Raw genomic sequence first — 13,943 nt, 5'->3', positions numbered from 1 at the left:
CTCTCCCTCAAAGTCGTTTCAGGTCAGGCAACGCCGCCGTAGGCGACACCGGACAGATCGGCCATTTCCCGTTTCCAGGTCGTCAGGTCGTCCAAGTTGAACTGGTTCAGATGCGAATAGCCGCAGGCACGCGCCATTACCTGCATCAGCTCTACGGACGCTTCGAAGAAATTCGTCAGCTGGCGGGCGGATTTTTCGATCTGCAGGCGGTTGACCAGATGGGGTTTCTGGGTGGCAATCCCGACCGGACAGTTGTTGGTGTGGCAGGCGCGCATGGCAATGCAGCCAATCGCCTGCATCGCCGAGTTGGAAACGGCAATCGCGTCGGCACCAAGAGCCATGGCCTTGACGAAGTCGGCCGGTTTCCTGAGGCCGCCCGTGATGACCAGTGACACATCGTTGCGGCCGCTTCTGTCGAGATGGCGCCGCGCGCGGGCGAGCGCCGGGATGGTCGGCACGGATATGTTGTCCCGGAAGATGATCGGGGCCGCCCCGGTGCCACCGCCGCGGCCGTCCAGGATGATGTAGTCCACGCCGATCTCAAGCGCGGCGTCGATGTCCTTCTCAATATGCTGGGCAGAAAGCTTGTAGCCGATCGGGATGCCGCCCGTGCGGCTTCGCACCTCGTCGGCAAAGTCCTTCACCTCAGAACATTCCGTCCAGTCCGGGAAGCGCGGCGGTGAGATGGCATCCGTACCTTCTTCTAGCCCCCGGACCTCGGCGATCTTGCCTTTGACTTTCGCGCCGGGCAGATGGCCGCCGGTGCCGGTCTTCGCGCCCTGGCCGCCCTTGAAATGGAAGGCCTGTACCTTGTTGAGCTTCGGCCAGTCAAAGCCGAACCGCGCCGAGGCAAGTTCGTAAAAGTAACGGGAATTGGCTTCCTGCTCTTCCGGCAGCATGCCGCCTTCGCCGGAGCAGATGCCGGTGCCGGCAAGCTCGGCGCCGCGGGCAAGCGCGATCTTCGCCGGCTCCGAAAGCGCACCGAAACTCATGTCGGAGACAAAGAGCGGGATCTTCAGGCGCAGCGGCTTCTGGGCGTTCGGGCCGATCACGACATCGGTGCCGACGGGGTCGTCGTCAAGCAGGGGAAAGCGCTGCAGCTGGGCGGTCAGGATCTGGATATCGTCCCAGTCAGGCAGCTGCGTGCGCGGCACGCCCATGGCGTCGACACGTCCGTGATGGCCGGTCTTCGACAGGCCGTCGCGGGCATATTGCTGAATGAGTCCGGTATAAGGTTCTTCTTCGGTGCCGTGGCTGGTATCGGCATAAAGGCCGAGATACTGATCGCGCTGGAACGGTTGCGGATGATCTTTTGCCCAGGCCGCGATTTCGTCTTCATCGACAAGCACGTCGTCGCCCTCGACCCAGCTCTGGAACTTGGGCAGGGCCTCGGAATTATTGTATTCCGAGACGCCGCTGTCGAGGCGGTAGTCCCAATAGTGCAGGCCGCAGATCAGGTTGTCGCCCTGGACATAGCCATCCGACATCAGCGCACCGCGATGCAGGCAGCGGCCGTAAAAAACCGAGACGTCATCATCGAAGCGCACGACGACCAGATCGACATCGGCGACCAGCGCATATTGGGGCTCTCTGTCCGGCAATGTGCTGAGTTTGGCAACGGATTGTTTTTTCATCTTGTCCCCCGGCTAACGGCGTTTTCGCCCTGGCTGTTTCGGTCAAATCTTGTCAGTTGAAATGTCGGGTCTCATCGGTGGCGAAGCTTTCATTTCTGCTGCGCCTTCATTGGCGGACATGCGTGCGCCGTACCATTTGGCAAAGGGCACGGCGGTGACGCCATGCAGTACCGCGCTGATCCAAACCGCGTTGACGGCAAGGTTCAGAAGATATTCGCCGATGTCGTGATCGAGCTGGTCGACAATCAGCAGCGCAAACAGGGCCGTTGCCAATCCGCGCGGGCCGAACCAGCCGAAAAAGAGTTTCGTGAGCGGCGCTGCGTCTGTTCCGGCAAGTGACAACCAGACGGCCAGCGGGCGCACGATGAAGAGGCTTGTCAGAATGATTGCGAGTGTGGTGGCGTCCAGGTGGGCAATCGCATTCGGGACAAGGGCAAGTCCAATCAGGAAGAAGGCGCCCCAGGCCAGCATCTGGCCTTCGCTTTCAGTGAATTCGAAGATGAAGGCGCATTGCCCCTTGATGACATTGCCGAAGAAGAGCCCGGCGACAAAGGCGGAAATGAAGCCGTTGCCGTCGACCATGCCGGCGGCCAGATAGGCGCCGCCCGCCATGGCAAGGGCGCCGATGCCTTCAATGGTCACCGAAGTCATCTTGCGCCGTTTTGCAGCCAGGAACATGACGCCGCCGACAGCGCCGATCACACCGCCGACCAGCGGGCCGAAGACCAGCTGCTTGGCACCGAAGAGCAGCCAGTCGGTGGCTTCCGGCTGCATCATTTCGCCCACCAGGCTTGCGAACAAAAGAATGATCGGCAGCGCCATGCCATCATTGAGACCGCTTTCCAGGGTGAGGGCCCGGCGCACCCGTTCCGGCACGGCTTCATTGGTGACAACGGCCTGACCGAGGGCGGCGTCGGTCGGGGCCAGCAGGGCTGCAGCGAGCGCTGCCACAAGCAGCGGCATCGGTGACAGAAGAGGGGCAGCCACGGCAGTGCCGATGACGACGGCGAGCGGCAGGCCGATGACCAGCATGCGCAGCGGCCACTGATGGCGGGCGCGAAGCGCTTTCAGATTGATCTGGGCGGCATCCAGAAACAGCAGGATGATCAGGGCGACCTCCGCAACGATATGCAGAAGATGTTCCGCCTCGGCGAAGGGAAACAGTCCGGTCTGCGCCATCATGACGCCGAAACCGATAAACAGGATCGGGGCAGTAAGAATGCCATTGGACAGGGTTTTTGCCAGCAGCGTGTAGCAGACCGTAAACATCGCCAGCATCAGAAGACCGGTGGTCATCTAATCATCTCTCTCCCAAAGCCCACGGCGTCATTAGGGCAGGTCTGCTCCGTCATCTCAAATCATAAGCAGATGACACTCCTGTGTGGCAATCGTGAAATTCCGCAAGGGAAGTTTTCAGTTCGGAACCGGGAGGAACCGGGCGGGGGGGCACCTGTGACAATCCGGTATCAAGCCGGGCGGTCTGGTGGAGAATGGTGTCGGCGTCGTCCGGACGGGCGGCGATTTCGAGAATCAGTTTCTTGCGCACGGCGTCGGCGAAGGTTTCCGGACTGTCAGCGGTCACGACAAAGGCGGCAGGGCCGCCAATGATGTTGCGGAAGAACCGGTCTTCCAGGTCATAGGCGACCGGACGGCCGGAACAGTGACGGCAAAGCACCGCCAGTCCATTGATGACAATCCCGGACGACACCACGGCTTCGCGGGCCTCCGCAATGGTCGGTCCGTTCCAGTTGTTTGCACTGTCGGCGGACAGGTCGATCACTCTGCGAAGCCCCTTGTAGACGTTCGTGTCGATGAGTTCCTTGCCCTTCAGCAGTGCTGCCCCGATGGCATTGCGCCCATACGCCCGTCTTGGTGGCTCCATCAGGCGTGTGGCGAAGTCCTGGGCAGAAGCCGGGCCGTCGATCACCATCCAGTCAACAACCACGTCCTGGGAGAACATGTCGGCCCATTCGACATAGGTGACGGCGATCTTGCCATAGGCGTTGCTGGCAATGGCATCGAGCACTGACGGGTCCGTGATCGCTTCGGCGTATCCCTGCCGCTGGAAGCGGATTTCGGCGTCGTCAATCGAACCTGTTGCATCGGCAAGGAGCACCAGTTCGAGATCAAGCTCCTCCGAAACGACGGGCGCGGTGGCCCAAAGGCTCCAGGCAAGAAGGGCAAACAGGATCCGCATAGGCATCGCTCCGGGCTAGGCACACCAAGATGTAGCTAGGGCAGGGAGAGGGGCTGGCAAAGGGGGCATGCGAAAACGCCGTGACCGTCATTCCGGACAAGCGCAGTGAAACTGCGTGCTGATCCGGAAACCAGAAGTCAGGGTGAGCGCAGCGAACTCGTTTCGAAGGTGAGATGGACGCGCCTACGGCGCGAATTATGTCTGGATCCCGGATCATCGTTCGGCTGCGCCTCACTTGTCCGGGATGACGAAAAAAGCCGCGCTTCACAGAGGCGCGGCTCCAAATGAACAGAAAACTTTACCCGCAGTTACGCCACGGCGCGGGCCAGCGCACATTGCGACCAGAGATCGTTGATCGCGGTGGCGAGGTGTTCGATGTCTTCGGCCGTGTGCAGCGGGGTCGGGGTGAAGCGCAGGCGCTCGGTGCCGACCGGGACGGTCGGGTAGTTGATCGGCTGAACATAGATGCCGTAGGTGTCGAGCAGGATGTCGGAGATCCACTTGCACTTCTTGGCATCGCCCACCATCACCGGAACGATGTGGCTCGGGTTTTCCATATGCGGAATGCCACGCTTGTCGAGCGCCGCGCGCAGCTGGGCGACCCGGTCCTTGTGCGCCTTGCGCTCGAACGGGCTTTCTTTCAGGTGGCGGATCGAGGCTGTCGCGCCTGCGGCAAGCGCCGGCGGCAATGCCGTGGTGAAGATGAAGCCGGAGGCGAAGGAGCGAATGAAGTCGACCACCGTCTTCGACCCGGTGATGTAGCCGCCCATGACGCCGAAGGCCTTGCCAAGCGTGCCTTCAATGATCGTCAGGCGGTCCATCAGACCTTCGCGTTCGGCAACGCCGCCGCCGCGCGGGCCGTACATGCCGACCGCGTGTACTTCGTCGAGATAGGTCAGCGCGCCGTATTTTTCTGCGACGTCGCACAGTTCCTTGATCGGCGCGATGTCGCCATCCATGGAATAGACGCTTTCAAAGGCAACCATTTTCGGTGCGTCCGGATCGTCAGCTGCCATCAGGCGCTCCAGATCCTCGACATCATTGTGCTTGAAGATGCGCTTCTCGCAGCGGGCATGGCGGATGCCCTCAATCATGGAAGCGTGGTTCAGGGCATCGGAATAAACGATCATGCCCGGGACTTGAGAGGCGAGCGTGCCGAGCGCGGCCCAGTTGGAGACATAGCCGGAGGTGAAAATCAGCGCGGCTTCCTTGCCATGCAAATCCGAAAGCTCTTGTTCCAGGAGAACATGATAGTGATTGGTGCCGGAAATGTTGCGGGTGCCACCGGCGCCCGCGCCGCATTTCGACAGAACGTCCTGCATGGCTCCGACCACCTTGTCGTTCTGGCCCATGCCGAGATAGTCGTTGGAACACCAGACAGTCACGTCCTGGATGCTGCCGTCTTCTCGATAGCGTTTTGCGCGCGGAAAATTGCCGGCCTGGCGTTCGAGGTCGGCAAAGACACGGTAATTACCGTTGTCATGCAGTTTGCCCAGGCGCTCTTCCAGATACGCGTTCACGTCCATCTTCGGGATCCTCTCTTCGCAGGCCCCTTTGCCTGCGCCTCATTCCAGCCTCAGTCCAATCCGTCCTGACCAAGACCAGCGGCTACGTTATAGCCATTCAAAACTGCTTAGCAAAGTTTTGGCCTTGATCAAGGTCAATTGCGTGCCTGCGTCCATACGTCATATATGATTTTTTGCATGTTTTGGAGCTTAAATCCATCCGGCATTTGTCCTGGTCGCTCCGGCAAATGTCCCGAAAGCCCTGATAATCCGCTAAATCGCCCGTTTTTCGAAGAAGCTTCTTGCTTTCAGTCATCAAACATGAATACTGATTCATGTTTCAGGAATTTGGGAGGACCTCGGACGTGCGCAAACCGGCCGAAGCGGCGGACATGCCAAGCAAGGTGGCAGCCAACCAACCCAAGACGGCGCGAGGAGAGGCCACGCGTCGAGCGATTCTGGCTGCAGCCGAGAAAGTCATCGGTGCCAAGGGCTACAATGACGCTTCCATCGGTCATATTACCAGCGAGGCCGGGGTCGCCCAAGGCACTTTCTACATCTATTTCACGACAAAAGAGCAGGTCTTTTCCGAGCTGGTGCTGGAAATGGGCCGTCTGGTGCGTCACACGATCGCCGAAGCAACCCAGGGCATCGACAATCGGCTGGAAGCGGAGAAGGCCGGTCTTTATGCCTTTCTGGATTTCGTGCAGGCCCATCCGGATCTTTACCGCATTGTCCAGGAGGCGCTGTTCGTCGATCCGGACGCCTATGAAGAATACTACAAGGCCTTTGCCTCTGGCTATCGCACGGGACTGGAGGCCGCCGAAGCGGCCGGCCAGATTTCCAGCGGCGACAGCGAAACCCGGGCCTGGGCGCTCATGGGCATCGCCAGATCGCTGGGGGAACAGCTCGTTGTGTTCAAGTCGGACAAACCGATCCCCGACCTTGTCGCCAGCGCCTATGACCTCATTGAAAACGGGATCAAGCCGTGAGGCCAAGCTGATGAGTTTCGTTGAAACCGAGTATCGCAACGGTGCTATCTGGCTCTGGCTTAGCCGGCCCGACCGTCACAATGCGTTGATCCCGGCGCTGGTATTCGACCTGCGAACAGCAATTGCCGAAGCCGCGGACAAGGACCCGGTCGCGCTTGTCCTGTCCGGACGGGGCAGCAGTTTTTCGACCGGCGGTGATCTCGGCGGGTTTCTCGATCACGCCCGATCGCAGATCGAACTCAGGGCCTATGCTGACCTTCTGGTCGGCGGTCTGCATGATGCCATTCTGGATCTTCTGTCCTTTCCCGCGCCTGTCATGGCAGCCGTGAATGGCCCGGTCACAGGTGGCTCGACCGGGCTCATGCTGGCAACCGACCTGGTTGCGATTGCCGAAACAGCTTTCATCCAGCCCTATTACAGCCAGGTCGGGTTCGGGCCGGACGGTGGCTGGACAGCGCTGTTGCCTGACAGGATCGGCACTTCCCGTGCGCTGGCAATCCAGTACCGCAACACCCGGATCAGCGCGGCTGAGGCAGTTGAACTGGGATTGGCGGCAACCCTGGGGCCAGTTCCGGACCTGCCGGCAACGATTGACAGTTGGGTGGCAGACCTGGGCAAGGGCTACGCACAGACCCATCAGGTGACGCGTCAGAATGTCTGGGACGCATCGCGTCGCGCCGACGTCAGGCGACGGCTCGACCAGGAAAAAGCCCGGTTTCTCGATCTGATCTGCCGGCAAGGCACCCTGGAAGGCATGAAGGACTTCACGAGAAAACGCGCCTGAGACGCACCGCTTCTATCGCTGGAGCGCCGGGTGTTTGGGAGGATGCATGGACTTTTTTACCGATATGGCTGCGAAACGCGCCGAGCTGACGCCGGACGCTGTCGCCTTTATCGATCATGAAACAGGTCGGCGATTCACGTTTTGCGACGTCAATACCCGGGCCAGTCGTCTCGGAAATCTGCTCCTGAACAAGGGGCTCGCCAAGGGCGACCGGGTGGCGGCGTTGTGTCTCAACCATCCCGACTTCTTCGCGCTGCTGTTCGCGGCGCAGAAGACAGGCATTCTCCTGGTGCCGCTCAACTGGCGCCAGCCTGCAGGTGAACTCCGACCCATCCTGGCGGCATCTGGCGCAAAGCTGCTGTTTCACGACGAGACCTTTGCCGAAACGGCACGAGAGCTGGCTGATGGGGACCGCATGGACCTGTTGCCGCTCGGCGCTTCTGTGGATAGCAGCAGCCGTCTGGATGAGTTGCTGGAGGATGCAAGCCCGGCGGCGATCGGATGTGGACGCATCAAGGCGAACGCGCCCTGGTATCTGCTCTATACCTCGGGCACTACAGGGTTGCCGAAAGCCGTCATTCAGACGGCCGGCATGGCCTATGCAAACATGATCAATTACAGCCAGGCGAGCGGGCTTTCCGTCGGCGAGAAGGGTGTCAATTTTCTGCCGCTGTTCCACACGGCCGGCATCAACCTGCCGACCCTGCCGATTTTTTTGAATGGCGGGTCTTCGACGGTGCTGCGCAAGTTCGACCCGGACACCGTTCTCGGCCTGATCGATTCAGGTGAGGTGACCTGTTTCTTTGGTGTGCCCGCGATTTATCAGGCGCTTTCCTTGTCTTCCAAGATCGGTGCTGCCCGCTTTGACGCGGTCAGGTCACTTGGGTGCGGTGGCGCGCCCGTGTCCAGGCAACTCCTGACCGAATTTCAGGGCAGGGGTGTTACCATCTGCAATGGCATGGGCATGACGGAAACCGGACCGACCGTCTTCCTGATGGACAAGGCACATGCGGCCAGAAAAATTGGTTCTGTCGGTAAACCACAGCTTCTGACGGATGTCAGGCTGATCGATGGTGACGGCGGAATTGTCGAAGGACCAGGTGAAGGTGAGCTCCAGTTCCGCGGTCCGAACATCACGCCGGGTTACATGGACAACCCGGACGCAACCTTTGGCACCTTCACCGTGGATGGCTGGTTGAAATCCGGCGACATCGGCCGGCGTGACGAGGACGGCTACTATTTCATCGTCGACCGGATCAAGGACATGTTCATTTCGGGGGGCGAGAACGTTTACCCCGCCGAAGTCGAAAAGGTGTTGCTCACCCACCCGTCGGTGCTTGAGGCGGTGGTGATCGGCGTGCCGAATGAGAAATGGGGCGAGGTCGGTGCCGCCTATCTGATAGCCCGGCCGGGCATGGAGATCGACACCGCCGCTCTGCCTGCCTGGTGCCGTACCCATCTTGCGCCCTACAAGATCCCGAGAAGCTTCGAGGTGGTGGAAGATCTGCCTCGGACGGCGGCCGGCAAGGTGCGCAAGAACGTGCTCAAAGACAATTTTCAGACCGAAAGAACACCGGAGGATGCGTGAGACATGAGCCTCACCGCAGACGCGCCCTTGAGCGCAACATTCACCTGGATCCCGCGACAGGCCGATTTTGATGCCTTTGCAAGACTCTCCGGTGACGACAACCCGATCCATGTCGATCCCGAATTTTCGGCCAGAACCCGGTTCGGACGAACTGTTTCGCATGGCATGCTGCTCTACACGCGGGTCTTTGCCCATCTGAAGGCGCTTTTTCCCGGCCGGACGCACACGGTTCAAAACCTGATGTTTCCGAACCCGTCCTATGCCGACGAGGAACTGACTTTTTCCTTTCTCGAAAGGAATGATGAGCCCGGGACGATCGATATCGAGATCAAACGCAGCGCCGACGGAGCCGTGACCCTTTCCGGAAGCTGCAAGCTTGGAGGCGCGGCATGACCCTGGAACTCGGCAATCGTTCGGAACTGACCCGCAGCTATACGGTTCAGGATATGAAGGACTTCGCGCTTTTGGCCGGTGAAGACACAAGTGTGCCCGAAACCGTGCCGGGTCCGCTGATCGGCGGACTGTTTTCCTATCTGCTCGGGGTGAAACTTCCGGGCCGGGGCACGAATTATCTGAAGCAGAGCCTGGAGTTTCTTGCCCCTGCGCCCGTTGGTGAGCCGCTGACGGCCTCGGTCACGATCACGCGCTTGAGGCCTGAAAAGCATCTTGTTGACCTGGAGACAATCTGCCAGACCTCGGATGGCACGCGGGTCTGTCAGGGCCGGGCGCTGGTTTATGTCGAGGATGTCGGCAAGGGGTGAACCTCTGTGTCCAACAAGGTTACTCTCCCTCGACGACACGCACCTTGGCCGGCCAGAAGGCGTAATGCGCAGTCAACCTGTTGGCCATCGGGATCGGGGTGCGGTAGACCCAGCCGATTTCGGTGCCATCAACGGCAACATAGCTGGCATCTCCCTTGATCGGGCAGTGCGTTGACCGGTCGACCGGCTCCAGGCCGGTTTTCAGATCCGCTTCCGGAAGATAGAAGACCGGATCGTAAAAGGATTTGCCGATTTCCAGAACACGAAGCGCGCTGGTGCTGTCCGCAATCAGCGTTGCACCGTGGTAGATCCGTATCCGGCGGGGCACATCCTTGATCACCATGAGATGATCGGGATTGCCCGGGTTTCGGATCGCGTCGTTGAAAGCCTGCAAAGCCGTTGCGGTCATCTCTCTCTCCTTCAGCTTAAACTGATATGGTTCAGGTGCGAAAAGACGCAACCGGCGAACGGCAGCTGTGCAGATTTCGTCTGCGACGGATCGGTCCGGGAACCGAACGCCGCCAATTTGACCTTGAAATTCGCCTGTGACCTGCGCTCAAACAGAGCCTCTGGTTTCAAAGCAGGAAAATCGACCTATGAACGGCACACAAAACGACTTCTTGAGAAAACTGTTTCAGCGTGCCGTCGAAGTTGCAGATCCGATGAAAAGCCTTGCCGCCTTTCTGCCGGAAAAGCCGTCCGGCCGTGTGGTCGTGATCGGCGCAGGCAAGGCATCGGCGCGCATGGCAGAAGCGGTCGAAGCCGAATGGGGGCCGTGCGAAGGTCTGGTCCTCACACGGTATGGCTATGCGCGCCCCTGTGAAGGCATCGAGATCGTCGAAGCGGCCCATCCGGTGCCGGATGCGGCTGGCCAGGAGGCAACACAGCGCCTGCTGGATTACCTCGGGTCTCTGGACGAGGACACATTTGTCCTGGCCCTGATCTCCGGTGGAGCGTCTGCCCTGCTGACCGCTCCGGCTGGCAACATAACCCTGGCCGAGAAACAGCAGGTCAACCAGAGCCTGCTCGCCTCCGGTGCGCCGATCGGTCAGATGAACGTCGTGCGCAAACATCTGAGCCGCGTGAAAGGCGGTCAGCTGGCGGCGGCGGCCTCTCCGGCGCGACTGCTCGCCTTGCTCCTGTCCGATGTGCCGGGGGATGACCCGGCCGAAATTGGCTCCGGCCCAACTGTCGGTGACAGCACAACAGCGGCAGACGCCAGGGTGATCATAGAGCAATGGAATATTGAAGTGCCTGCCGCTGTAAGCGAGGTTCTGGCCGCACCAACCGGTGTGCTGCGGCCGGACGATCCAAGGCTCGCCAATGTAACGAATACGATTTTCGCAGCGCCCTCCCAGTCGCTGGAGGCGGCCGGGGCACTGGCAGAAGCCGACGGCTGTGAGGTCCGGATCCTGGGTGATGCCCTGGAAGGAGAGGCACGGGAGGTGGCTGCAGAGCATGCGGCGCTCGCCCTTTCTTTGCAGGCTGAGCGTCCGGCGGGCAGTAAGCCGCTGGTGCTGCTGTCGGGCGGAGAACTGACTGTAACGCGGCGTGGAAACGGGGTCGGTGGACCCAACGCAGAATATGCGCTGGCGCTCGCGCACGCTCTTGATGGAGCACCCGGTATCTATGCGATTGCCTGTGACACGGATGGCGTCGACGGAGCGGCTGAAGTCGCCGGTGCCGTCATCGGTCCGGAAACGCCTTTAAAAGCCAGAAATGCGGGTGAGAACCTTCAGGAAGCGCTAGATGCCAACAACGCACACGGTTTTTTTGAAAAAATCGGCGATCAGGTGGTCACAGGACCGACACTAACAAATGTCAATGATTTCCGTGCTATCTGGATCGGGTAGCCGTTGAGGACGTGGTCGCCGGCCGGTTTGGTTGCCGTAAGCTGCGGTGGTGCGGCTGGTTAGAGCGTGAAGTTCTATCAGTGAGGTCGAGCCTTTGGACGAAATCTTTCAGGAGATGGAAAAACACCGGCGGCTGGTGGAAGCGACGGTCATTCCATACGTGAAGGTCGAGGCCATTGCCGCGGACAATCTGAAACCCTGGGACAGCAAATTCCAGGGTGTTCCCTATCTATCGAAAGACACGGCCTATCCCCGCGGGCGGGATGGCAGGAAAATGTATCTGATTGCACAGATCAATTTTGCCGACGTTCCCGATATAGAGCCCCTGCCGGAGAAAGGCCTGCTTCAGTTCTGGCTCAATGCGGGCGACCCGCTGGATACCGACGACTTCAAGGTTACATTTCACGAAGAAGTGGAGACGGCGGAACTGAGTTCGGAAAAGGTAACCACTGATGGCAGCAGGTTGCCGGTGTTCGAATTTCCGGATCAGGCCTACCGATTGACGTTCAGCCAGGGTCGGATGCCGATAACGAGCTCTGATTATCGCTTCGAAGAGCAGTATAAAGGGACGCCGGACTTTTTCGAGGATCTCTATGAAGAGTATCTCGACAGAAACGATAATTTCGGAAATGGCGCTTCGTTGAACGAATTTGCGCACAGGATTGGTGGCTATCCGAGTTTTGTACAGTTCGATCCCAGGGCGATTGACGCGGCAGACGCCCAGACAGACAAAGATTTCCTGCTTCTCCAGATCGACACGGATCCAGACAACGGGATCATGTGGGGGGATACCGGTGTCGGCCATTTTTTTATCAGTTCTGAAAAACTCGGGAAAAAGGATTTCTCCGATATTCTCTTCAGCTGGGATGCCTCTTGATGCGGTGTGACTTGAGGAAACGGGTCGGAGCCCCCTTGATCCTACCGGCGCTTCGAAAGGGGGACGCGTGAGCGAACTCACCCTCACCCGCGCGGTGCGCATGCCGGATCCGTTCCGGATCGAGCGGTTCCTGTCCAACCCCAAATTGGGGCCAAGGCTGCTGTTTTTCAGTGGTGGCTCAGCCCTCAATGGCGTGTCACAGCAGCTGAAGCGCTTTACACATAATTCCATTCATCTGGTCACACCTTTTGACAGCGGCGGCAGCTCGCAGGGCTTGCGTCTGGCCTTCAACATGCCGGCCATCGGCGACCTCAGAAGCCGGCTGATGGCGCTGGCCGATGAAACGGTTCTCGGGCATCCGGATGTCTTCCGGTTGTTCACGCATCGCTATGCCAGGACGGCGGATAAGGTCGATCTGGCCGGGGAACTGGACGCCATGATTTCCGGCACGCATCCGCTGGTCGAGGCGATCGAGCAGCCGATGCGCACGCTCATTCAGAACCAGCTCGGGACGTTCCGGACTGCCTGTCCGAAGAGTTTCGATCTTCGTGGTGCCAGCATCGGCAACCTGATCCTGGCCGGTGGTTATCTCAATCAGAACCAGCAGCTTGAACCGATCATCTTTCTCGTGTCCAAGCTGGTCGGCGTGCAGGGAACAGTTCGGGCGGTTGCTGACGACAATCTGCATCTTGGTGCGGAGCTGGCGAATGGCGAGACGGTTATCGGCCAGCATTTGCTGACTGGCAAGGAACATGCGCCGCTGATCTCGCCGATCAAGGACTTCTTTCTCAACCAGGGTCTCAAGGTCAAAAATCGGGCGGAGGCTGTTTTTCCGGACCGGAACCGGTCACTGGTGCAATCGGCCGATCTTATCTGTTACGCACCCGGCAGTTTCTATACCAGTCTCGTCGCAAATCTGTTGCCGAGGGGAGTTGGTCAGGCGGTTGCCTCGCGCACGGTACCGAAGGTCTATGTGCCCAGCCTGGGACCGGATCCGGAAACGGGCGAGCTGACCCTGCCGGACAAGGTGCACACGTTGCTTACCTATCTGTTGCGGGATGCCGGTTCTAGTTGCCCGGTGCACAAATTGTTGAATTTTGTCATTGTCGACGAAAGTGTTCCGGAAGAGGAAGTACAGGAAATCCGGGCCAGGGGCATCAGCATCTTACGATTGAACCTCGTCAGCCGGACGTCCGCTCCCTATTATGATCCGGTGCCGCTCTGCGAAGCCCTTGTGTCGCTGACATGAGATCCCGGGCGAAGGAAAGGAAGAGGCCATGAAACGCACCAAGCTTTTGAACCGGCATCTGAGCAAGCTTGTAGCCTCGCTTGGGCATCTGGACGAGATCGTCGTGGCCGATGCCGGTTTGCCCGTGCCGCCGAATGTCGGTGTCATTGACCTGGCCGTCAGTCCGGGTGTGCCGGGCTTATTCGATGTCCTTGATGCGCTGATTGACGAAATGATCGTGGAACAGGCCATCTTTGCCGATGAGGCTTCACTGGAACTCACCACGGAAATCGAGGTCCGCCTGGCGCATTGGGCGGCCGAAACCGGCAAACCCATCGAGCATGTGCGGGTTCCGCACGATGCCTTTAAGAACCGGACCGGCGGCGCGCGTGCTGTCATCCGGACAGGCGAGTGCACGCCTTACGCCAATCTTATTCTTGTTTCGGGCGTCCCATTTTAGAATATTGCACGACCCGGTCGTGAAATGAGGCCACCTGCTTCCTCTCCAGAAGCTGGTGGCTTTC

At 59.5% G+C, this 13,943-nt stretch carries 14 protein-coding genes; 9 read left to right on the top strand and 5 right to left on the bottom strand.

Annotated elements, in window-relative coordinates:
* Positions 1-23: 23 nt before the first annotated feature.
* From ACO6TG_RS10360 to hemA, 4 genes are all read right to left on the bottom strand, one after another.
* Positions 24-1,634 carry a glutamate synthase-related protein gene (locus ACO6TG_RS10360; protein ID WP_422378103.1) on the bottom strand — a complete coding sequence of 537 codons (1,611 nt, stop codon included), beginning with the start codon at positions 1,632-1,634 and terminating at the stop codon, positions 24-26.
* A gap of 42 nt (positions 1,635-1,676) precedes the next feature.
* Positions 1,677-2,930: a cation:proton antiporter gene (locus ACO6TG_RS10355; protein WP_422378102.1), complete on the bottom strand. Its 1,254-nt coding sequence runs from the start codon at positions 2,928-2,930 to the stop codon at positions 1,677-1,679.
* Positions 2,931-2,982: 52 nt separating this feature from the next.
* Entirely contained in the window at positions 2,983-3,831 is an 849-nt protein-coding gene (locus tag ACO6TG_RS10350; RefSeq protein ID WP_422378101.1) for a DUF1194 domain-containing protein, read from the bottom strand.
* 308 nt (positions 3,832-4,139) lie between these two features.
* Positions 4,140-5,357, bottom strand: coding sequence for a 5-aminolevulinate synthase (gene hemA, locus ACO6TG_RS10345; RefSeq protein ID WP_422378100.1), 1,218 nt, complete (start codon positions 5,355-5,357; stop codon positions 4,140-4,142).
* A 314-nt stretch (positions 5,358-5,671) separates the two neighbouring features.
* Between hemA and ACO6TG_RS10340 the strand changes: the two genes are divergently transcribed.
* The 5 genes from ACO6TG_RS10340 to ACO6TG_RS10320 are packed head-to-tail and all read left to right on the top strand — an operon-like array spanning position 5,672 to position 9,461.
* Complete coding sequence (locus ACO6TG_RS10340; protein ID WP_422378099.1) at positions 5,672-6,328, top strand: TetR/AcrR family transcriptional regulator; 657 nt, start codon at positions 5,672-5,674, stop codon at positions 6,326-6,328.
* 10 nt (positions 6,329-6,338) lie between these two features.
* Complete coding sequence (locus ACO6TG_RS10335; protein WP_422378098.1) at positions 6,339-7,112, top strand: enoyl-CoA hydratase/isomerase family protein; 774 nt, start codon at positions 6,339-6,341, stop codon at positions 7,110-7,112.
* Between the two features lie 46 nt (positions 7,113-7,158).
* The gene (locus tag ACO6TG_RS10330) at positions 7,159-8,700 is read left to right on the top strand and encodes an AMP-binding protein (RefSeq protein WP_422378097.1); all 1,542 of its coding nucleotides are present in this window, start codon (positions 7,159-7,161) and stop codon (positions 8,698-8,700) included.
* A 3-nt stretch (positions 8,701-8,703) separates the two neighbouring features.
* Positions 8,704-9,093 (top strand): MaoC/PaaZ C-terminal domain-containing protein, encoded by a 390-nt coding sequence (locus ACO6TG_RS10325; RefSeq protein ID WP_422378096.1) that lies wholly within the window; start codon positions 8,704-8,706, stop codon positions 9,091-9,093.
* Positions 9,090-9,461 carry a phosphate acetyltransferase gene (locus ACO6TG_RS10320; protein ID WP_422378095.1) on the top strand — a complete coding sequence of 124 codons (372 nt, stop codon included), beginning with the start codon at positions 9,090-9,092 and terminating at the stop codon, positions 9,459-9,461. The genes ACO6TG_RS10325 and ACO6TG_RS10320 overlap by 4 nt, the downstream gene beginning before the upstream one ends.
* Before the next feature lie 19 nt (positions 9,462-9,480).
* Here ACO6TG_RS10320 and ACO6TG_RS10315 read toward each other — a convergent pair whose 3' ends face one another.
* Complete coding sequence (locus ACO6TG_RS10315) at positions 9,481-9,870, bottom strand: DUF427 domain-containing protein (RefSeq protein WP_422378094.1); 390 nt, start codon at positions 9,868-9,870, stop codon at positions 9,481-9,483.
* 187 nt (positions 9,871-10,057) lie between these two features.
* On the opposite strand from ACO6TG_RS10315, the gene ACO6TG_RS10310 reads away from it, so the two are divergent.
* From ACO6TG_RS10310 to rbsD, 4 genes are all read left to right on the top strand, one after another.
* Entirely contained in the window at positions 10,058-11,314 is a 1,257-nt protein-coding gene (locus ACO6TG_RS10310) for a glycerate kinase type-2 family protein (RefSeq protein ID WP_422378093.1), read from the top strand.
* A gap of 115 nt (positions 11,315-11,429) precedes the next feature.
* A complete protein-coding gene (locus tag ACO6TG_RS10305) occupies positions 11,430-12,191 on the top strand; it encodes a YwqG family protein (RefSeq protein WP_422378865.1) in 762 nt (253 codons plus the stop codon).
* 67 nt (positions 12,192-12,258) lie between these two features.
* Positions 12,259-13,440, top strand: coding sequence for a GAK system CofD-like protein (locus ACO6TG_RS10300; protein ID WP_422378092.1), 1,182 nt, complete (start codon positions 12,259-12,261; stop codon positions 13,438-13,440).
* A 28-nt stretch (positions 13,441-13,468) separates the two neighbouring features.
* Positions 13,469-13,879: a D-ribose pyranase gene (gene rbsD / locus ACO6TG_RS10295; protein WP_422378091.1), complete on the top strand. Its 411-nt coding sequence runs from the start codon at positions 13,469-13,471 to the stop codon at positions 13,877-13,879.
* Positions 13,880-13,943 lie beyond the last annotated feature (64 nt).

The organism is Roseibium sp., assembly GCF_965233565.1.
Taxonomy (GTDB): Bacteria; Pseudomonadota; Alphaproteobacteria; order Rhizobiales; family Stappiaceae; genus Roseibium.
The sequence above is the reverse complement of the archived record's forward strand: the minus strand, read 5'-3'. Positions and strand labels throughout refer to the sequence as shown.

Bases quoted from the DNA above. Each gene is read 5' to 3' on its own strand.
- ACO6TG_RS10360 (WP_422378103.1), bottom strand. From the start codon at position 1,634: ATGAAAAAACAATCCGTTGCCAAACTCAGCACATTGCCGGACAGAGAG.
- ACO6TG_RS10355 (WP_422378102.1), bottom strand. From the start codon at position 2,930: ATGACCACCGGTCTTCTGATGCTGGCGATGTTTACGGTCTGCTACACG.
- ACO6TG_RS10350 (WP_422378101.1), bottom strand. From the start codon at position 3,831: ATGCGGATCCTGTTTGCCCTTCTTGCCTGGAGCCTTTGGGCCACCGCG.
- hemA (WP_422378100.1), bottom strand. From the start codon at position 5,357: ATGGACGTGAACGCGTATCTGGAAGAGCGCCTGGGCAAACTGCATGAC.
- ACO6TG_RS10340 (WP_422378099.1), top strand. From the start codon at position 5,672: ATGTTTCAGGAATTTGGGAGGACCTCGGACGTGCGCAAACCGGCCGAA.
- ACO6TG_RS10335 (WP_422378098.1), top strand. From the start codon at position 6,339: ATGAGTTTCGTTGAAACCGAGTATCGCAACGGTGCTATCTGGCTCTGG.
- ACO6TG_RS10330 (WP_422378097.1), top strand. From the start codon at position 7,159: ATGGACTTTTTTACCGATATGGCTGCGAAACGCGCCGAGCTGACGCCG.
- ACO6TG_RS10325 (WP_422378096.1), top strand. From the start codon at position 8,704: ATGAGCCTCACCGCAGACGCGCCCTTGAGCGCAACATTCACCTGGATC.
- ACO6TG_RS10320 (WP_422378095.1), top strand. From the start codon at position 9,090: ATGACCCTGGAACTCGGCAATCGTTCGGAACTGACCCGCAGCTATACG.
- ACO6TG_RS10315 (WP_422378094.1), bottom strand. From the start codon at position 9,870: ATGACCGCAACGGCTTTGCAGGCTTTCAACGACGCGATCCGAAACCCG.
- ACO6TG_RS10310 (WP_422378093.1), top strand. From the start codon at position 10,058: ATGAACGGCACACAAAACGACTTCTTGAGAAAACTGTTTCAGCGTGCC.
- ACO6TG_RS10305 (WP_422378865.1), top strand. From the start codon at position 11,430: ATGGAAAAACACCGGCGGCTGGTGGAAGCGACGGTCATTCCATACGTG.
- rbsD (WP_422378091.1), top strand. From the start codon at position 13,469: ATGAAACGCACCAAGCTTTTGAACCGGCATCTGAGCAAGCTTGTAGCC.